13 protein-coding genes and 1 tRNA gene are annotated in these 19841 nt (G+C 65.8%); 4 read left to right on the forward strand and 10 right to left on the reverse strand.

The window, feature by feature from the left end; translation table 11 throughout:
• Positions 1–70 precede the first annotated feature (70 nt).
• From CIK75_RS04660 to CIK75_RS04690, 7 genes are all read right to left on the reverse strand, one after another.
• Positions 71–2497, reverse strand: a complete 2427-nt coding sequence (locus CIK75_RS04660) for a LuxR C-terminal-related transcriptional regulator (RefSeq protein ID WP_158225895.1) — start codon at positions 2495–2497, stop codon at positions 71–73.
• A 183-nt stretch (positions 2498–2680) separates the two neighbouring features.
• Positions 2681–2752, reverse strand: a tRNA-Gln gene (locus CIK75_RS04665).
• 52 nt (positions 2753–2804) lie between these two features.
• On the reverse strand, positions 2805–4619 hold the full coding sequence (locus CIK75_RS04670) for an ABC-F family ATP-binding cassette domain-containing protein (protein ID WP_096223304.1): 1815 nt from the start codon (positions 4617–4619) through the stop codon (positions 2805–2807).
• A 72-nt stretch (positions 4620–4691) separates the two neighbouring features.
• Positions 4692–5612: a 4-(cytidine 5'-diphospho)-2-C-methyl-D-erythritol kinase gene (locus CIK75_RS04675; protein WP_096223305.1), complete on the reverse strand. Its 921-nt coding sequence runs from the start codon at positions 5610–5612 to the stop codon at positions 4692–4694.
• The gene (rsmA, locus tag CIK75_RS04680; RefSeq protein ID WP_241895336.1) at positions 5609–6451 is read right to left on the reverse strand and encodes a 16S rRNA (adenine(1518)-N(6)/adenine(1519)-N(6))-dimethyltransferase RsmA; all 843 of its coding nucleotides are present in this window, start codon (positions 6449–6451) and stop codon (positions 5609–5611) included. The genes CIK75_RS04675 and rsmA overlap by 4 nt, the downstream gene beginning before the upstream one ends.
• Before the next feature lie 230 nt (positions 6452–6681).
• The gene (locus tag CIK75_RS16625; protein ID WP_096223307.1) at positions 6682–7881 is read right to left on the reverse strand and encodes a resuscitation-promoting factor; all 1200 of its coding nucleotides are present in this window, start codon (positions 7879–7881) and stop codon (positions 6682–6684) included.
• A 363-nt stretch (positions 7882–8244) separates the two neighbouring features.
• Positions 8245–9246: a TatD family hydrolase gene (locus CIK75_RS04690; RefSeq protein WP_096223308.1), complete on the reverse strand. Its 1002-nt coding sequence runs from the start codon at positions 9244–9246 to the stop codon at positions 8245–8247.
• Between the two features lie 191 nt (positions 9247–9437).
• On the opposite strand from CIK75_RS04690, the gene CIK75_RS04695 reads away from it, so the two are divergent.
• From CIK75_RS04695 to CIK75_RS04705, 3 genes are read left to right on the forward strand one after another with little or no spacing between them, the layout of a single operon-like run.
• Positions 9438–10418 (forward strand): MoxR family ATPase, encoded by a 981-nt coding sequence (locus CIK75_RS04695; RefSeq protein WP_096223309.1) that lies wholly within the window; start codon positions 9438–9440, stop codon positions 10416–10418.
• Positions 10419–10433: 15 nt separating this feature from the next.
• Entirely contained in the window at positions 10434–11828 is a 1395-nt protein-coding gene (locus tag CIK75_RS04700; protein ID WP_096223310.1) for a DUF58 domain-containing protein, read from the forward strand.
• On the forward strand, positions 11825–14233 hold the full coding sequence (locus tag CIK75_RS04705; RefSeq protein ID WP_096223311.1) for a DUF3488 and transglutaminase-like domain-containing protein: 2409 nt from the start codon (positions 11825–11827) through the stop codon (positions 14231–14233). The genes CIK75_RS04700 and CIK75_RS04705 overlap by 4 nt, the downstream gene beginning before the upstream one ends.
• Here the strand turns inward: CIK75_RS04705 and CIK75_RS04710 are convergent.
• Both CIK75_RS04710 and rsmI read right to left on the reverse strand, forming a co-directional pair.
• A complete protein-coding gene (locus CIK75_RS04710; protein ID WP_096223312.1) occupies positions 14230–15711 on the reverse strand; it encodes an NAD-dependent succinate-semialdehyde dehydrogenase in 1482 nt (493 codons plus the stop codon). The two genes, CIK75_RS04705 and CIK75_RS04710, sit on opposite strands and share 4 nt — an antisense overlap.
• Before the next feature lie 126 nt (positions 15712–15837).
• Positions 15838–16722 (reverse strand): 16S rRNA (cytidine(1402)-2'-O)-methyltransferase, encoded by an 885-nt coding sequence (gene rsmI, locus CIK75_RS04715; protein WP_241895337.1) that lies wholly within the window; start codon positions 16720–16722, stop codon positions 15838–15840.
• 64 nt (positions 16723–16786) lie between these two features.
• Here rsmI and CIK75_RS04720 point away from each other — a divergent pair, with 64 nt between their 5' ends.
• Positions 16787–18400, forward strand: a complete 1614-nt coding sequence (locus tag CIK75_RS04720; RefSeq protein WP_241895297.1) for a phospholipid carrier-dependent glycosyltransferase — start codon at positions 16787–16789, stop codon at positions 18398–18400.
• 90 nt (positions 18401–18490) lie between these two features.
• On the opposite strand, the gene CIK75_RS04725 is transcribed toward CIK75_RS04720, so the two are convergent.
• Complete coding sequence (locus CIK75_RS04725; protein ID WP_158225896.1) at positions 18491–19813, reverse strand: TIGR01906 family membrane protein; 1323 nt, start codon at positions 19811–19813, stop codon at positions 18491–18493.
• Between the last annotated feature and the right edge of the window lie 28 nt (positions 19814–19841).

Genomic DNA, 19841 nt, shown 5'->3' on the forward strand with positions numbered 1-19841 from the left:
CCTAAGTCCAGCCGCGGGATGAATCACCAGTAGATGCAACATTCCATCACTCGTCTTTATGTACTCGTACTTAAGTGTGCGAAGTCACATTCTGCAATTCGACTGACTGCCCGTTCACGATTCCACGTAGTTCCGCACGGTTAGCCACGTTCAGTTTCGCGTAGGCCAGATAGAGGTGGCTCTCGATAGTGCGTACGGACAACCCCAGTTTGCTAGCGATCTCACTATTGCTGTCGTCTACGAGCACGTAGTCGACGATCGCCCGCTGACGTGGGGTCAGGCTTGACCATGCCTTCTCACTGCCCACCGCGCTAACCGACCGTGGCTTCTCGTGGTGGGGAGCAGCCGCCGTCGGGAGCTCTTTCTGCTCCGGGCAAGGGCCGTTCATCCGTTCAAGTTCTTCCTGCACGAAGTCCGCCAACAGATAGTGACCCAAGGAGCGTAAAAGTAATGCCCCATATTCAAGCTCGCGCGGGTCAGCGGTCTTCAAGCCACGGACAGTCCAGGTGCAGGCTTCGGCGAATCTTCCGTCGGACCGCCCTGCCGCTTCCTCTAAAAGCTCCCTGGCGGGAGAATACCCCCATTGCAGGGCGGCCGAGAGGGCCATCAGTTCTTGTGAAACATTACCGAGTTCACGGTCCCGGGCGGCGAAGGCCATTACCCACTCAGTAGCTTCATCGACGCGTCCGACCAAGGCCATCGCATGGGCCCAGAAGAACCCGCCGGCCCAACGAATCCGCCAGATACCGCCGGTCGCCTCGAGGGGTTGTTGTTCCACGGCGGCCAAGGCTTTCAGGGCTTCCGATCGGTTCCCCGACTTGGCCCAGGCAAAGGCCCGGATCGAATATGCCAACGGAAGAACATCGAAGCGTTCCAACGCCGTGAGCTGGGGGATTTCACGCCGCAAGTGGTAGATACACATCTCGAAACGTCCGGCCAGTGCCTCGGCGATGGCCGTATAAAGTGACCCTCTGCCTTCCCTTCCCGGGGCGGTCGATGCGGCGTCCCAGCCCCTGGCCAAGGTACCGACCGCACGGTTCCATTCCCCCGTCGCCAACTCCAGATGAAAGAGGCCCATACGACTGCGTTGGATCAAGAAAGGTACGCTCTCCGTTTGCTCCAGCATCCTGAGGAGTTCACGGCTCGATTGGAGGCCGGCGGCCACGTTTCCGGTGACGACCTGCGCCTCATGCGTCAGTTCCTGCCACAGCCATCTCACGCTATCGGGTAAGTTGGGCTCCTCATGTTCCGCCAGTAGCTGCCCAAAATCTCCTTTCCAGGCGGATCCGATCAGCTCCAGGGCTTCTGTCGCTTCCGGAGTTACACCCTCCACGACTGGTCTGGACGGCTCTTGTGGACCCTCCTGCCCTAGCAGCAATGCCAAGGTCTCGGTGTTCATGAAATAGCCGGCGGCCAGCAGTGCGGCGATCCGGATGCTGGTGGCTCGTTCGGGAACTTCGGCCGGGTCAATCATCTTCAGTAGCTCGAGGGCCTGCATGGGTGTGTAGGAGTGAAGTTGACGTTCGGCACCCTCCAGGAGCCGGTCAGGCCTCACGTCGATTCCGCACCTGAGTTTCCACGACACCAGCCCCACTGGAAGAGGGATATCCGCCGCTTCGATATGAGCCGTGACCCGGTCCAAGAGGTTCCGGCTGCGGCCCGGGGGAACCTGATCGGCAATCGCCGCGGAGTTGATGGCCCCCCGCAGGCTCGCATCCCGGGAGGCCGACTCCTCTAGACGCAAATAACCCAGCTCATGAACCGTATCCACTGCGTTTCCGCAGATTTCCAGCACGGTATTCAACGGCAGGTCATGGGCCAGGGCCAGAAGTTCAAAGACCTGTCGAACCGCTGGGTCCAATTGCGCCAGTCGTTGCTTCCAATGTCTGACCAATCGCGGGCCTGCTGGGGAATCGGCTCCGCTGACGACCCAAACGCCGTCCGCGTGGACGAGGTAGCCCACCTCCACCCAGTCGGCGGAAATCATGCGCATCATCGACCGGTTCCCTGCCCCGCTATTCCAGATGGTGTAGGCGGCACGCTCGCTCAGCGGCCCACCAATCCCGCGCTGGAGGTACTCCGTCGCGCGGATCAGCGACAGGTCAAGCACCCGGGCGCGATCCAACCTCAGGTAACGGGACAGGGCTGCGTCCGGAGCCCCTTGCGGGTCGGCACTGACCGCGACGACGACTGCCCCGTGGCGGATGACCAGACGGGAGACCAGTTCGACCTCTGGACCGTCGAAGGCCGAGAGGTCCGCAATGAAGAGAACCAGCCCTGGTGCCGGCGGTTCGTTGACCAACCGTTCGAGTTGCTGACCGGTTTCAACGTCGGGCGGGCAGGAAAGCTCCATCTGCCCATTTCTGGCTCCGATCCGCTGGACGACTTCGCTGGCCATCTCGTCTTGCCCGGCACCGGGTTCGCCATAGAGCAGCACTCCGTTGCCAGCGGCGGCCCTGCGCGCCACGTCGGTGATCCACAATGCGTCCGATTCCAACCACCACGAGTGCCCACGCGTCCCCAGGCTGTGCCACTGAGTGTGCACCGTTGACCGCCTTCCCCCGGAACGAATGATGGCCGGCGGGCTGGCGCGAGCCATCAAAATCATCCTAAGCCCTGCCTCAGGACAGCGCGATGGGGACAGCGGGAGATCGGCTTCTCTATGACGCTTTATAGGGGGTTCCGCCCATAGGATTCGAACCTATACTCCACAGCTCCAAAGGCTGGGGTGCTGCCATTACACCAGGGCGGATCATGTCCCGCAGGGGGAACACGGTTAACTATTCTGCCATAAACCCGAGCAGCTACTGTCCGGCGGCTTCGGCAGCTTCCAGCCAGGCCTCTTCGAGGGCCTCATGCTCGGACTGCAGTTCCTTAAGCTCGGCGTTCAGTGCCGAAAGGCCATCGATGTCCATGCCCGCAGAAGCCGTGGCCATCTTCGCGTGGAGGCGTTCCTCCTGCGCCGAAAGTTTGGCGAGTTTCCTGTCGATCCTGTTGATTTCTTTGCGAGCCTCACGTTTCTCGGCCTCGCTGACCTCTGCACCGGAGGCAGCCGCACCTTTTCCTGCGGCCTCGGGGGCTGCCGGCCCGGTGGTGGCTCCGCCGGTTCCGGCCCCGGAGCGCAATTCCAAGTACTGTTCGACGCCGCCGGGCAGGTCGCGGATCTGTCCGTCGCCCAGCAACGCCACCTGGTGGTCGGTGACGCGCTCGAGGAGGTAGCGGTCGTGGCTGACCACCACGAGGGTTCCCGGCCAGGAGTCCAAGAGGTCCTCGACGGCGGCCAGCGTATCGGTGTCCAGATCGTTGGTCGGTTCGTCAAGCATCAACACATTGGGTTCGCCCACCAAGAGTCTGAGCAGTTGCAACCGTCGTCGTTCACCACCTGAGAGGTCACGGACCGGGGTCCACTGCTTTTCCTGGGTGAAACCGAGCTGCTCGATCAGCTGCCCTGCGGAGACCTCCCGGCCTCCGATGCTGAAGACGTTCTTCTCATCCTGAATCACTTCGATGACGCGCCGGTTGGAGAGTTCATCGAGTTCGGTGACTTCCTGGGTCAGCACGGCCGTCTGAACGGTCTTGCCGCGTTTGATGCGGCCTTCGGTGGGTTCGACCTCGCCGTTGAGCAGACGCAGCAGCGTCGACTTGCCTGCCCCATTGACCCCCACGATGCCCAACCGCTCCCCGGGAGCCAGCCGCAGGGTGACATTTTTGAACAGTGGAGCACCGCCGTCGTATGTCAGCGAGACATGTTCCAGGTCCAGGACGTCCTTGCCCAGACGGGCCGTCGCCATTTTGGACAGGGCGACGGTGTCGCGCGGTTGCGGGACATCGGCGATGATCGCGTTGGCCGCATCGATCCTGAACTTCGGTTTCGCCGTGCGCGCCGGAGCGCCGCGACGCAACCAGGCCAATTCCTTCTTGACCAGTTGCTGGCGCTTGCCTTCGGTCACGGCTGCGGACCTGTCGCGTTCGGCGCGGGCGAGGACGTAGGCGGCGTATCCGCCGTCGAAGGCCTCCACGATCCCGTCGTGCACTTCCCACGTACGGGTACTGATCTCGTCGAGGAACCAGCGGTCGTGGGTGATGACCAGCAGGGCCCCTTGGTTCGCGCGCCAGCGACGTTTGAGGTGATCGGCCAGCCAGGCGACCCCTTCGACGTCGAGGTGGTTGGTCGGTTCGTCGAGCATGATGACGTCATCGTCGCCGATCAGCAGTTTCGCCAGGGCCACACGGCGGCGCTGCCCGCCGGAGAGATCAGAGACCCGGGCATTCCAGTCGACTTCCCCGACCAAACCCCCCATGATCTCGCGGATCTTCGGGTTCGAAGCCCATTCGTGGGCGGCGGCGTCGCCGACGATCGCCTGACCGACTTCGAGGTCGCCGTCCAAGACATCCTGCTGGTCGAGGTACCCGACCTGGGCGTCGCTGCGCTGGGTCACCCGTCCGGAGTCCGGGTCCTGGCGTCGGGCCAGTAGACGCATGAGCGTTGATTTGCCGTCACCGTTGCGCCCGACCATGCCGATGCGGTCGCCTTGTTCCAGGCCGAGGGTGACCCCGTCCAAGATGGTGCGGGTGGCGAAGGCGACGGAGACGTTCTCCGCGCCGAGCAGATGTGCCAAGGTAATATGTTCCTTCGTCGGTGGGGTTTGAGGGTTGCCGGTGGGCCCGGTGGAGGGCCCGCTGCGTCGGCGTCAGATGATCTGGGCTCCGTGGACCGGGCCGTGCACGGTCTGCGTGTCGATGCCTGCTTCGTCGATCAGCACGGTCGCTAGTTCGTCAGCATGTGCCTGGTCCTGCGCCAGCAAGGCGATCGTGGGTCCGGATCCGGAGACGAGGGCCGTCAGGGCCCCGGCCTGGCGGCCCATGTCCATGACCGCCGTCAGCTCGGGTGCCAGGTGGACCGCGGCACTGGTGAGGTCGTTGTCCAAGAGGCCGGGCAATAACACCAGATCGTGGGCGACGAGTGCCTGGACCACCTGTGGGTCCACGGCCCGGGGCTCCTCGATGGCTTCTTCGCCGCGCAGGATATCCAGTTGTTGGTACACCGCGGGGGTCGACAAACCGTAGCTGGCCAGGGCCAGGACCCAGTCGGTGCGGCTGCGCAATAGCAGGGGTGAAAGTTCGTCGCCGACGCCCAGTCCGACGGCGGCACCTCCCGAGAGGGCGAAGGGCACGTCGGCACCGAGCCGCGCCCCGAGCCGTCCGAGTTCCTCACGGTTCAGTCCGGTTCCCCACAGGCCGTTGCAGGCCACCAGGGCCGCCGCGGCATCCGCCGATCCCCCGCCCATGCCACCGGCGATCGGCACCCGCTTGGTGATCTCCAGGTGGACCCCTGCCTCGGAGCCGGTGTGTTCGGCCAGCAGGCGCGCGGCACGGATGACGAGATTGTCCTCCCCCAGCGGGAAGGACTCCGGGTCCTCCACAGCGGTGGAGTCCTCACTCAGTCCGACGGTGATGAGTCCGTCATCGCGAGCCGTGGCGGCCACATCCTCGAAGAGCGAGACCGCCAGATACAGGCTGGCCACCGGGTGGTACCCGTCCTCCCGGGGGGCCCCGACCCGGAAGTAGATGTTGATCTTCCCGGGGGCGCGGGCCACGACGGTCTGGCTCATGCCCCGACCCCATGATCGTGCCCGGCCAGGTTCCGTGCCTCGGCGATACGGGCGAAATCTTCGATGACGAGCCGTTCCCCGCGGGCTTGCGGGTCCACCCCTGCGCCACGGAGCGCCCGTTCGGCGGCGTCCGCTCCCCCGGCCCAACCAGCCAGTGCGGCCCGCAAGGTCTTACGGCGTTGGGCGAAGGCCGCGTCGATGGCGGAAAAGACCTCTGAGCGGCTGGCCGTGGTCTGCGGTGGTTCATGGCGTTCGAAGGAGACCAGGCCCGAGGAGATTTTCGGCGCCGGCCAGAACACGTTCATCCCGATGACCCCCGCCTTGCGCATCGTGCCGTACCAGGCGGCCTTGAGGCTGGGGATGCCGTACGTCTTGTTTCCGGGCCCCGCGCAGAGCCTGTCGGCCACTTCGTCCTGGACCATGACCAGTCCGTGCCGCAGGCTGGGAAAGTGTTCGAGCAGGTGCAGGACCACGGGAACGGCCACGTTATAGGGCAGGTTGGCGACCAGCGAGGTGGGCTCGTGCGGCAGCTCGGTGACCCGCATCGCATCCCCCAGAACGACGTCAAGGTTGGAAGACAGGGCCGGACGGAATTCGTTGATGGTTCGGGGCAGGCGTTCGGCCAGTTTGGGGTCGATTTCCACGGCAACAACCCGTTGGGCGGCGTCGAGCAGCCCCAGGGTCAGGGAACCCAGTCCGGGGCCGACTTCCAAGACGGTTTCCTCCGGGTCGATCCGCGCCGCGGACACGATCCGTCGGATGGTATTGCCGTCGATGACGAAGTTCTGGCCCAGCGTCTTGGTCGGCCGGACGTCCAGCTCCGCGGCAAGTCGGCGAATATCGGTGGCGCCGAGTAGTCGCGGTGTCTCCGGATTCCCCCGGGGGGTCTGCTCGGGGTCCTGCCCGGAGGCGGTGTGGGGGTTCTGGGAGTCGTCAGTCACGAGTTCAATCCTAGTTGAGGTCGCAGGCTCTGCGTTCTGTCTCCACATCCGCGCTGCGAAACACTGAAGGGCCCCGCAGTGCGGGGCCCTTCAGTCACGTGGGATCCGTGGTGGATCGGCTCGTCGATCTAGCGCAGGCCGAGCTTGGAGGAGCAGGCCGGCCAGTGGCCCCAGCCACCGTTGGCGCGCAGCTTCTCAGCCACGGCAACCTGCTGGGCCGGGGTGGCCTGATGCGGCAGGGCAGCGTATTTTCCGCCGCCGGCACCGATCCAGCTGCTCTGGTTGAACTGCAGGCCACCGTAGTAGCCGTTGCCGGTGTTGATCGACCAGTTGCCACCTGACTCGCATTTGGCCAATGCCTTCCAGTTGGCGGAAACTCCTCCGGCCGAGGCCGTGGTTCCAGCGGTGGAAGCCTTCTCGTCCTTCTTCTCCGGTTCGGCCTTCTTCTTTTCCGCTTCCTTCTTCTGGGGCGTTTCCTTCTTCTCGGGCTTTTTGGTGCCCAGAGCGACTTCCGCGTCCACCGGCTTGGTGGTGACCTTATTGCTGGTCAGCTTGCGGGAGTCTTCCTTGCCGTCGCGGGTGGTGACGGCATAGGTCAGCGTCCGCTCGCCATCCTTGCCGGGAGTGACGGTTTTGGTCTTGCCCAGAGCCACGTCGGCATCCTTGGTCTTCTCCACGCCGTGGGCCACGGTCTTGGTCTCGGTGGTGGTCGAGGTCTTCACCCTCACGAGCTTCACCTTCAGGCCGTCCGTGAGTTCGGTGGCTGCGGCGACGGAGAGTTCGTCGGCGCTCCCGATCTTCACGCCCTCGCTCTTCAGGGCCTCCCCGACCGTCCCCTCGGTAGTCTTGATGCTCCGCGTTGTGCCGTCGGCCTTCAGCTTCAGGGTCTTCACCGTGCTGATCTGCAGCGGGGTACTCAGCGAAGCAAGCTCGAGCTGAGGTCCGTTGGAGACATCGGCGGCGTCGCCGACCTTCAGCTGGGCGAGCACATCGGCGACGGTCAGGCCGGTGGTATGCACCACGCGGTCCACCCCATCGATGGACACATCCACCGTCTTATTGCGTTTCACCGTGATGGCGTCGCCATCGGCCACTGCGGCGTCGACCCCGGGAGAGACCACGTCTGCGGAGTCGACCGTGATGTCGGCGGAGGCCAGCATCTCCCCCACCGTGCCACCGTAGGCTTGGACGCTCTGGGTTTCGCCGTCGACGGTCACGGCAACCGTCTTATTGGCTCCGACGAAGGAGACGAGGCCGAGGATCAACGCGGTCAAGGCAACCGCCTGGGCGCCGGTCTTGACCCAGCGGTTCTTGAAGGCTTTCTGCACGGATTTCCAGTCTTTGTCTTCTTCCGGGCACGGGGAGAGCGCCGGGACGGGAGGCCCTTGGAAGTGATCCAAGGGTCCGGCCCCAGGCTGTCTTGCAGCGGTTCACACACCGGCAGGAGCCGTTTGGGCGTACGAACGGAACGTCCAAACGTTGGTCTGTGCTGGTGCTTGAGCCCCGAAGACCTTCCCCGATCCCGGCTACTCTGTTGAATACCGTAACCGGTTCGTTATCTTGTGACAAGCTCGACACCGTTGAACGGCTAGATTCTGCGGTTTTCCGCGGTTTTTTCCGCTCCCACTTCGTGATCATCGCCTTCCGACGGTGACCGGCTCGTGACTTATGCCGGCGTCGTCGGGGAACGACTACCAGTTGCCGTAGGCCGCCGTCGTGTTCTGCGCGATCCGCTCGCTGAGCCCATCAACGTCGGCCTGCAGGGCATCGGCCATGGAACGCACGGTATAGGGGATCAGGTAGCTGGCATTGGGGCGACCACGGTAGGGGTGCGGAGTCAAGAACGGGGCGTCGGTTTCCACCAGAACCAGCGAGGGGTCGGCGATGGCCAGCGCCTCGCGCAGGTCACCGGAGTTCTTGAACGTCACGGTTCCGGAGAAGGACATGTACCAGCCGTGGGCGTTGCAGATCCTCGCCAGTTCGGCATCACCGGAGAAACAGTGGAAGACGACGGTATCGGGGGTCGGGACCTGCCCCAGGATCCGGACGATATCCGCATGCGCCTCACGGTCATGGATCTGTACTGCCTGGCCGTGACGGACGGCCATCTCCAGGTGGGCCCTGAAGGACTCCTGCTGGGCCGGCCGACCCTCATCCCCGGTCCGGAAATAATCCAACCCGGTCTCCCCCACGGCGCGCACCCGCGGGTCACCGGCCAGCCGGTCAATCTCGGCGAGCGCGCTCTCCAGTTCCCCCCGCTCGGCCAGCCGGGAGGCATCATTGGGGTGGATGGCCACGGCGGCCAGCACGCGGGGGTCTGCATGGGCTGCTTGGACAGCGAAACGGGAGGACTCGACATCGCAACCGACCTGGATGATCCCCGAGACCCCGGCCGCGTTGGCGGTATCGAGCGCCTGCGCCACCGTGACCGTCACCCCGCCGTCACCGAAATCCAGGTGCGTGTGGTTATCCATCACGGGAACGGCCAACGGTTCGGGAGCCGGCGGGTAGGAGGTATCGCGCTTGCTGCCATTGGCAGCCTTCGCATCACGGCGGGGGCCGCCTGCCGATCCGGCGCCAGCCGCCGGGTCCTCGCCGGTGGCCCGGTAGGCCAGCGGAGTGTCTCCGGGCTGGGCGAGAGGCGCAGCTGTCTCGAGGCGGGAAGAGGCATCCGGTCGGGGGGAAGGGCACATGCAGGGACTCCTGGAACGGGGACGGAAAATTCCGGCGGGTGGACCGCATATCTAGGCTACCGCCGCAGTGGATCGCCCAGTACGGCCGGCGGAACCCGATTCCACCGCCCGTGACCCACATCACCCCGTGGGTGGGTAGGCTGAAGGGGCACGGACCTCATCACCACCCAAAACACCAGGGAGTAGACGCAGTGTCGACAACCACGGAACTCCCGTTGCCCTCCGCTGAAGAGTTCGGCGTCGTCACGACCCGGATTCTGGAGGCCATCGGTACGGTGATCGACGGGAAACCGGAGGTAGCCCGCACGGCGTTGCGGGTCCTGCTGGCCCAAGGGCATCTGCTGCTCGAGGATGTTCCCGGTGTGGGCAAGACCCTGCTCGCCAAAACCCTGGCCCGCTCCGTGGCCGCCAGTGTGAACCGCATCCAATTCACCCCCGATCTGCTCCCTTCGGACGTCACCGGTGTCTCCATCTACAACCAGGACTCCCACGGCTTCGAATTCCGCAGGGGTCCGGTCTTCGCGAACCTGGTCATCGGGGACGAAATCAACAGGGCATCGGCGAAAACACAGTCCGCGCTGCTGGAGTGCATGGAGGAGCACCAGGTCACCGTCGATGGGTCGACCTATCAGCTGAGCGCCCCCTTCATGGTCGTCGCGACGCAGAACCCGATCGAGCTCGAAGGCACCTTCCCGCTCCCCGAGGCCCAACGCGACCGGTTCATGGCCCGGGTGTCCATGGGGTACCCGGATACGGAGGCCGAACTGTCCATGTTGCGCAACCACCAGTCCGATTCGCCCCTGCTACGGGTCAGCCCCGTCGTGGACCAGGCCACCTTGCTCTCGCTGATCGACATCGTCAAAGCCGTCCATGTGGCGGATGCCGTGCAGGAATATATTGTGGCCTTGGGCCAGGCAACCCGCGCCCACCCGGAGATCCGTCTCGGGGCCAGCCCGCGGGCCTTGCTCCAGCTGCTGCGTGCTTCCAAGGCGGAGGCGGCCCTGAACGGTCGAGATTTCGTGCTGCCCGACGACGTGATCGCCAATTGCCCCTCGGTGCTCGGTCACCGGCTCGTGCTCCATCGCAAGGCGGAGATCGCCGGGACCACCGTGCAGGACCTCGTTGAATCGCTGCTGGCCCAGGTCCCGGTCCGGACCTCGGCGCGTAGCTGACCTGGACGGCAGAGGGTGGACAGCGCAATCGGGCCCGGACGCACCGGCCGTGAACCACTGCGGGTCCGCCTGCGGCTGTGGTTCCTGACGCCCCGCGGTGGGGCCCTCGTCGTCGCTGGAGCCGTCGTCCTGCTTCTGGCCTGGTTTCTCGGCCGGCGCGAGCTGGTCAATATCTCGATCTTCCTGTTGGCCGCCCCCCTCCTCTCGGCAGCTGCCCTCGCCTGGGGGAAAACGCGGGTGAAGGTCCGCCGCAGCTTTGGCCCCGACCCGGTCACCACCGGCGGTTCCACCACGGTGACGTTATCGCTGGGCCATGCCTCCCCTTTGCCTGCGGGGACGGTCCTGAACGATGAACTCCCGAAGGACTTCGGCAAAACGCCGTCGTTCTCCTCCGATGACCCCGGTCCGGGCGATGCCACGGCAGGGAAGAGGACCGCGTACCGATATCGGCTGCGGCCCACCCATCGTGGTGTCTACGCGATCGGCCCGCTCCGGGTGCAGCTTTCGGACCCCTTCGGGCTGGCCATGCGTCCCATCGCCGTGGACCGCCCGACACCGCTGACCGTGGTGCCTGCGGTCCTCCCCCTGCCCATCACCGGAGTCGTGGGCAGCACCGGCACCCGCGGAACGGCCACCTCACACCATCAGGCCACCCCCGAGAACGACGACGTGATGACCCGCGAATACCGGGAGGGGGATTCGTTGCGGCGGGTGCATTGGCCGGCGACGGCCCGGCACAACACGTTGATGGTCCGGCAAGAACAGTTCCAACGCACCCCCCGAGCCACGCTCGTGGTGGACGCGCGACCACAGCCCTATCAGGGCAGTTATGTCGGTTCCGATGCCCCGACCCCGATCCCGAACTTCCTCCAGGCCCCCGGAACCACCACCCCGTGCTTCGACTGGAACATCCAGGCGGTGATTTCCGTGGGAGCCCACCTGGCTGAACAGGGCTACGACCTGGAGATCCTGGACGAGACCGGCAGCCCATTGACCGGCGCTGCACCGGGGTCTTCAGGTCCCGGCCCCGGACTGTTCAGCGGCCCGCACGCTGCCGAGGATCTTCAACTGTCCTTGGCCTCGGTGGGTTTGAAGCCGGCACCCCGCCGCCAGGAATCAGCCGCCGATCCCCTGGGCTTCTTCCCCCGCGGTGGGCAGGGTCCCCTCCTGCTGTTCACCGGTGCCCCCACCGGGGACCAGGCACAGTCCTGGGTAGACCGCATGGGAACCCACCGGAAGGTCATGGTGTTCCTGGTGGCCAGTCGCCCCACCGCCACGGCGGCCGGCACACGGGTCTTCCGTGCCGCTGGCTGGACGGCAGTACCCGTGGATGCGAAGACCGAGTTGGCGCAGGCCTGGCTGGAACTGTCTGCCCAGGAGCGGCGCACCGGCGCCCGGGGGCAGGCATGAGCGCCCCGGCCGTTACCCGCCGGACACCGGCCGGACGGAAACCAGCGCGGCGGAACCGCGGAACCCAGTGGCTGCTCTTCACCGCGCTGCTGGTGGCCGTCGTGGCCCCGGTCAGTGGACTCTGGGGGGTCATCGACGGCCGGCTGTGGTTCGATCAGGCCACCGTCACCGTCGCCGGAACCCTCGCCGCGGGAACCCTGGTGCGGATTCGGGGTCTTTCTGCCGGGCTGAGCTTCACCGCCTCGGTGGCCGGGCTGATCGTCATGCTCACCCTGCAGTTCTTCCCCTCCACTGCTGTGCTCGGGGTGATCCCCACCGCCGAAAGCGTGCGCCGGGCCCTGGACTTCTACCCGCAGGCCAGGGATGCCGTCCTCGTCCAGGCCCAGCCCGTGTTGTCCGAGGACCCCATCATCTTTTTCATCTGCCTGGCCGCCGGGCTGACGGCCCTGATGGTGTACCTGCTGGTCGTCGGCCTGCGGGTCCCGGCACTGAGCGCGCTGCCGCTCTCGGTTTTCCTCGTCATCTCCTCCCTCGTCAAAACCGATGGGGCCGGCCTGCTGCATGTGGGGGTGACAGCCATCGGCTACCTGGTGGTGCTCGCCGGAGCCCGGCTGGAGCGTCGTGCCACGTCCCCCGGGGCTGCGCTGCGCACCGGTGTGCTGCGTCAGGGCGTTCTCATCGCCGCGGCTGCGCTCACCCTGATGCTCGTGGTGCCCCTCGCCCTGCCCGGTTTCTCCCAGGGACTCATGCCGCAGGGCCAGCGGCTCTACCTGTTCGGTAAACCCAGTGGGGTGAACCCGGTGTTGAATCTGGGTGTGAATCTGCGTGACCGCCTGGGCGTGACCACATTGACCTATTACACGGACTCCTCCGAACCGCTCTACCTGCGCACCGCGGTCATCTCCGATCTGGGGGCCAAACGGTGGGAGCCTTCGGATCTTGAGGTCGGGCGGGACCATAGCGCCGAAAACCTGGCCCCCTCGCCCGACGGCTTCCCGGCGCAGAGCGCGCCGCGCACCCGGACCGTCCATACCCGGGTGGTGACGGGGAACTACCAGAGCCCGTGGCTGCCGATGCCCCGCGAGGCGGCCTCGGTGACGGGGCTGGCCCAGGAATGGGGGTATAACGGTGGGACCGACACCATGTTCTCCCAGGCCGAGGCCAGCAGCAGGAAGCTGGACTACACGGTCACCTCGCAGGTACCGGTGATCGATGCCGCCGCCTTGGAGGCCAGCTCCGCCCGCCTGGCCCGGGACCCGGGGTCTGCTACCGACCGGCTGCCCAAAACCTCTACGGATCTTCCCCGGAATCTGCCGAAGATCATTCCTGATACGGCCCGCCAGATCACCCGGAAGGCCCACGCCACCACCGCCTACGAGGAGGCCGTCGCGCTGCAGGAAGAGCTGCGCAGCGTCGACTACACCTATTCGGAACAGACACCGCTGGAACAGGGGTACGACGGCAACGGGGTCGGCGTGGTGGCGGCGTTCCTGGAGCAGAAGAGCGGCTACTGCACCCACTATTCCGCGGCCATGGCCCTGATGGCCCGCACCTTGGGCGTTCCCAGCCGGATTGTTGTGGGCTACGCGCCGGGCCGGAGCAATGGGGCGCAGGCGCTGGGCTCGGACGGAAAACAGTGGTCCGGCTACGATTTGAGCCCCAGCAGCGCCCATGCCTGGCCCGAACTCTTCTTCCCCGACCTCGGGTGGGTCCCCTTCGAGCCCACCCCCGGCCGCGGGACCACCCCGTCCTATGCCAGCGATAGCCCGGCCGGCGGGCCCGCCCCCTCACAGGCACCGGATACCGATCCGACCCGCGCCAGAACCATCCCCGACGCGAATCCAAGCGCCGAACCGTCCAGCCCGCCCGCTGCAGGAGCCCAGGGCTCCGGGAACGACGACGGGATCTCGGCGGTGATGCCGGCCCTGCTGGCGCTGGTGGTGTTGCTGGGGCTCTTCGGCCCGTTGGGGATCCGGCGGTGGCAACGCTCCCTCCGGATCCGCAGCATCCACCGGGCCACCGATTGGCGCGATGCCGTGGCCAGCGCGTGGGAAGAACTCCTGGCCTTGGGGCGGGACTATGGGCTGGCCCAAGACCCCCAGGAGACCGACGCCGCCTACGCGAGCCGGCTGCAGGATCATCTGCCCGATGCCGCACCCGAGGTGCAACGGCTTCGGGAAGCCTTCGAGCGGGCGAGTTTTTCCCTCGATGCACAACCGCGCCGCCAGTTGGTCCCGCGCGGCCCGGCCAGCGGCATCCACCGTCCCCGGGCCAGCCGGGAGCTGGCCCTGGACGAGGCGTTGGATGCAGCCCTGATCGATATCGAGCAAGGCTTCTCCGACGCGGCCAGCCCCGGACGTCAATTCCTGGCCCGGGCCTGGCCCGCCTCGTTGCTCAGACGTTAGACGGCGTACGGGTCGGCGATGCCGATGTACTGGGCGCTCGTGTACTCGTTGAGACCTTCGGAGCCACCTTCACGGCCCATGCCCGACTGCTTGACCCCGCCGAAGGGGGCCGCGGCGTTGGAGATCACGCCGGCGTTGAAGCCCACCAGTCCGAACTCGATCTGCTCGGAGACACGAAACATGCGATTGACGTCTTGGGAGTAGACGTAGGAGGCCAACCCGTATTCGGTGGAGTTGGCCAGCTTGATGGCTTCCTCTTCGGTTTCGAAGGTGGTCACCGGGGCCACGGGGCCGAAGATCTCGCTGCCCAGGATCGCCGCATCGTGGGGAACGTTGGCCAGCACGGTCGGCTCGTAGAAGTAGCCGGCACCCTCGCGGGCTCGTCCACCGGTCAGCGCCTCGGCGCCGGCGTCGAGCGCTGCGGTGACCAGCGAATGCACATCGTCACGGGCGCCACCGTCGATCAGTGGGCCAACCTTCGTGGAGTCCTCGGTGCCTCGTCCCAGGGTGAGCGCCCCCATGGCATCGGCGAATTTGCGGGTGAACTCTTCGGCCACCGGCACCTGGACCAAGAAACGGTTGGCAGCGGTGCAGGCCTCACCCATATTGCGCATCTTCGCGGCCATGGCCCCTTCGACGGCACGGTCCAGGTCGGCGTCGGCGAACACGATGAACGGGGCGTTGCCACCCAGTTCCATGGAGGTGCGCAGCACGTTGTCGGCGGCGTCCTTGAGCAACTGCTTGCCCACCGGCGTCGAACCGGTGAAGGAGACCTTGCGCAGCCGCGGGTCCTGCATGAGAGGTCCGGAGATGCCCGACGCCGATTTCGAGCTGGTCACGTTCAACACTCCTGCCGGCAGCCCGGCCTCCAGCATCGTGGCGGCGAAAAGCTGGCTGGTCAGCGGTGTGAGTTTCGCGGGCTTGAGCACCATCGTGCATCCGGCGGCGACCGCCGGGCCAACTTTGCGGGTGGCCATCGCCAGCGGGAAGTTCCAGGGGGTGATCAGCAGGCAGGGGCCCACCGGTTTGCGCTGCACGAGGATCTTGTTCTTGCCCTCGGGGGTCGTCACATAGCGGCCGTAGTCGCGCACTGCTTCCTCGGAGAACCAGCGCAGGAACTCGGAACCGTAGGTGACCTCGCCCCGGGATTCAGCCAGCGGCTTGCCCATTTCCAGGGTCATCAACAGGGCGAAATCCTCGGCACGTTCCTGCACCAGATCGAAGGCCCGACGCAGGATTTCGGCGCGGTCGCGGGCCGGTGTGCGGGCCCAGGAGTCCTGCGCCGCGTCGGCGGCGTCGAGCGCTGCCATGGCATCCTCGCTGGTCGCCGAAGCCAGGGTGGCCAGGACCTTTCCGGTGGCCGGGTCCTGGACGTCGAAGGTTCCACCGTCGGAGGCATCGCGCCATTCCCCATTGATCAGCAGGCCGGTGGGAACGGAGGCGAGCAGTTCGGCTTCGCGCTCGGGGGTGATGGTCATCGGTGGTCTCTCCCGCTGTCAGGGTGGATGGGGTTCTATCAGGCCTCACGTTAGCCAGAGGTCCTCCCGGCTGTAAATGCAGGGATGCATCATCACCACCCCATGTGGTTGTGCATCCGCCCGGGGCTAGCGGCGGGCTTCAAGGACCGCCGCGTAGAGTTCGCGTTTGGAGATCCGCTCCCGCTCGGCAATGGCGGCGACCGCGTCCTTGAGCCGCAGCCCACCCCGTTCGAGCTCCTGCACGGAGGAAACATGGTCCACGGCACGGGAGGGCGCGTCTTCGGCCGCCCCGGAAACGACGACGGCGATTTCCCCCCGCACCTGTCCTTCGGCCCATTCGAGAAGTTCCAGCAGGGAACCGCGTTTCACCTCCTCATACATTTTGGTCAGTTCCCGGGCAACCGCTGCCCGCCGGTCCTGACCGAAGGCGTCGGCCAGGGCCCGCAGCATGGGGGCCAGCCGGTGGGGGGCTTCGAAGAAGACCATCGTGCGGCGTTCCTTCTGAAGTTCGGCCAGCCGTCCAGCCCGTTCCCCCGGCTTACGGGGAAGGAAGCCTTCGAAGGTGAAGCGATCGGTCGGCAGCCCGGAGAGGGCCAACGCGGTCAACACGGCGGAGGGTCCCGGCACTGCGGTCACCAGCAGGCCCTCGGCGCCGGCCGCCTCGACCAGCCGGAACCCGGGATCGGAGACGGCAGGCATACCGGCGTCGGAGACCATCAACACGGTCAGCCCCTGGCGGGCCAGGTCCAGCAATTCTGCGGTCTTCACGCCTTCGTTATGCTCGTGGTAGCTGATCACCCGGCCGGGGATCCGCAGTCCCAGGGCCTGGGCCAGATGGTGGAACCTCCGGGTGTCCTCCGCGGCAATGACATCGGCGCCGGTCATCAACTCGATCAACCGCGGAGAGGCATCCCCCAGGTTCCCGATCGGGGTGGCAGCCAGCACGATCTGCCCGTTCGCCCCCTCTACCCGGGGCTGGGCTGAGGGCGCGGGTTCCGGGGTGTCGGACACGGGGTCTGCAGGATCATTATTCACCCCGCCAGCCTACCGTCGGCAGCGCCGGTAGAGTTGTCCCGTGAGCGCCCTGAAATCGTCCCGCCCCGTCTGGGTCCAGACCCCGCGGTCGGCGTTCACCTACCGGGCCCTGACGGAGAGATTGCAGGGCGTCGTCGCCCCGGTGACCCGGCTGAGCTGGATGGTCCCGCTGGTCATCACCCTCATTGCTGCTCTCATGCGTTTGGTGAACCTGGATCAGCCCCACGCCCTGACTTTCGACGAGACGTATTACGTCAAGGACGCCTTCACGCTGCTCTCCCACGGGCATGAGATGGAGTGGCCGGACGACCCCAATCCCGCGTTCCTCGACGGCACACCTGCCCCCTTGGACAGCCCCGAATACGTGGTCCATCCGCCCTTGGGCAAATGGATGATTGCCGTGGGGATGCTCCTGTTCGGTACCGACAGCGGGATGGGATGGCGTTTCTCCGCGGCCATCGTGGGAACGCTGGCCGTCCTGTTGGTCACTCTCATCGCCCAGCGTTTATTCAACTCGATCACCCTCGGTGCAGTGGCCGGCGGCCTGAGTGCCGTCGACGGCCACCAGTTGGTCCTGTCACGGACCTCCTTATTGGACATTTTTCAAATGTTCTTCATCGTCGCCGCCTTCTACGCCCTTCTGGTGGACCGCTCCCACGGACGCAGGATCCTCGCCAGAAAAGTCTCAGCAGCGGTAGACCCGCAAACCGGTGTTCCCCCACGATCCTTCCTGGAGTTCGGCCCGTGGATGGCCTGGCGGCCGTGGCGGTTGGTTTTCGCCCTGATGCTCGGCGGCGGCCTGGGCGTGAAATGGTCGATGCTCTCCTTCGTGGCGGTCTTCTGCCTGCTAACGGTGCTCTGGGATATGCAGGCACGACGGACGGTGGGAATCCGCCGCTGGTTGACGGCAGGGATCATCCGCGACGGCATCCCCGCGTTCTTCCTCATCATCCCGTTGACCGTTGCCACGTATATCTCGACCTGGGCCGGCTGGTTTCTCACGGCGGGCGGCTACGACCGCACCTGGGCTGCGGATCATCCCGGTGAAGGGGTGGGATGGCTGCCTGCCCCGCTTCGCTCACTGTGGGAGTACCACCGCAGCGCCTACGAGTTCCACCAGGGGCTCAGTTCCCCCCATGCCTGGGAGTCAGGCCCGTGGACCTGGCTGTTCGCCGGCCGGCCCGTCCTGTTTTATTACCACGGATCGGAGGCCGGGGATCCGGGTTGTCCGGTGGGTTCCTGCGCCTCGGTGGTCACCGATCTTCCCAATCCGGTGCTCTGGTGGGCCGCGACCCTCTCCCTCCTGGTCGTGCTGTTGTTTTGGGCGGGACGCCGCGATTGGCGGACGGGGGCCATTTTGGCGGGCATACTCGCCGGATTCGGCCCGTGGTTCCTCTATTCGCAACGCACCATGTTCTTCTTCTACACGATCACTTTCGAACCATTCATGATCCTGTCGCTCACCTTCGTGCTCGCCCTGGCCCTGGGTGGGGTGGGTGCTTCCGTGGCCCGACGTCGGACCGGGCTCATCGGTGTGACTGCTTTCTTGGCTTTGGTGGTGCTGGTTTCGGCGTTCTTCTGGCCGGTCTGGACCGGACAGACGATTCCCTATGAGGCCTGGCGACTGCGTTTGTGGATGCCCAGCTGGGGCTGATGTTCCGCGATACCCAGCTCAAACACTGCGGGCCGCTGCCTCGGGGATCATCCCCGAGGCAGCGGCCCGTTTCCGTGCGTGGAACCTGGTTTAGAGCAGGCCCATCTCCCGGTCCACCTGGCGTTGCCGCGCCCGGTCACGGCGCTTGCGTGAGGGCCAGTTGGTGATCAGGAACACCAGGGAGGTGATGAGCACCAGCCCGGCGATCACGATTCCCGCATCCATCCAGAACTGTTCCGGGTAGAGGCGGATCAAGGTGTCGTTGGCGTGGAACGTCCAGTTGCCTTGGGCGAAGAACAGCTCGTGGAAGTCCGTGAAGAACGTCCCGAAGTTCAGCACAGCCAGTACCGTCAGCGCGATCATCACGACCAGGGTGATGACCGAACCGGCGAAGAACGCCCGGCGGATGCCTCCCGCGTAGCGGCGCCATAGGTACAGGCAGATCAGGATGGCCAGCAGGGTCAGGATGATCCCTGCGGCATACGTGATCCCGATGATGGATTTCACGTCGGCCATATGGGACACCTCGTTGGCCAGGAACAGCGGGTCCCCGTTGGTGTCCACCAGGTTACCCAGATAGGCGGAGGGAGCCGAGTTGTTGATGTAGTCCACCCCGTAGTTCCCATAGGTCAGCCGGTCGGCTTGGCTGAAACCATAGCCGTCCGCGGGGAACCCTGGACGGTGATAGTCCAACCAGAGGAACCAGGAACTGGCTACCGCACGAATGGACCCGATGACCACGATGAAGGGGAAGGCAATCGCCAGGAAGGTCTGCACGATCCGCGCGAACACCGGTTTGGCCGTCAGCGCGGCGTCACGGGCGTGCTGACGGCGCCGGGCTTCCCGGTCCGTTTCGGCGGCAGGTCCTGCGGGGATCGGTTCCTGACGTTTGGCTGCGGCCACCGAATCGGCGCGTACCGTTTCCCCGTCGGTATCCGGATCCTGACCGGCCAACGGTTCCGCGGCGACAGCCGCTCCCGTTGCGGCGTCCTGCTCCGAACGGGGCATCGCCTGGGTCTGGGAGGAAGGCTCCTGCTGCCATGCCGGCAAGGCCTGGGTGCGGGAGTCGTCGGTTGCTCTCGGCTCGTCGGTGGCAGAGGCCGCCGCGTTTTCAGCGCCCGTGGCTGCGGCGAATTCGGAGTCCCAGGCCTCGGGCCCCATCCCGTTCTCCTGCCCGGCAGGATCCTGCGCCTCGGGGGTTTCCGCTACCGCGGGTGAACCGGTATCGGCACCTTCGCTTCTGATGGCAGCTGTTTCCGGGGTGGCGTTTTGTGGGGTGTCGACCATGGGCTCCTCCGGATCCGGCCCCTTCAGGAACTCAGGAACTTCCGGGTCGTCCGCGGTGGGCGCCGGCCGGTCGCTGTCCAGGTCCCCGGGTTCGGGTCCTTCTGGCACGGCGTTCTTATTCTCCATCGATGTGTCCTTCCCTGTTGGCATGCAA

Origin of the sequence: Glutamicibacter sp. BW78, assembly GCF_002332245.1 — a bacterium.
In the GTDB taxonomy this organism is placed as follows: Bacteria; Actinomycetota; Actinomycetes; order Actinomycetales; family Micrococcaceae; genus Arthrobacter_H; species Arthrobacter_H rhombi_A.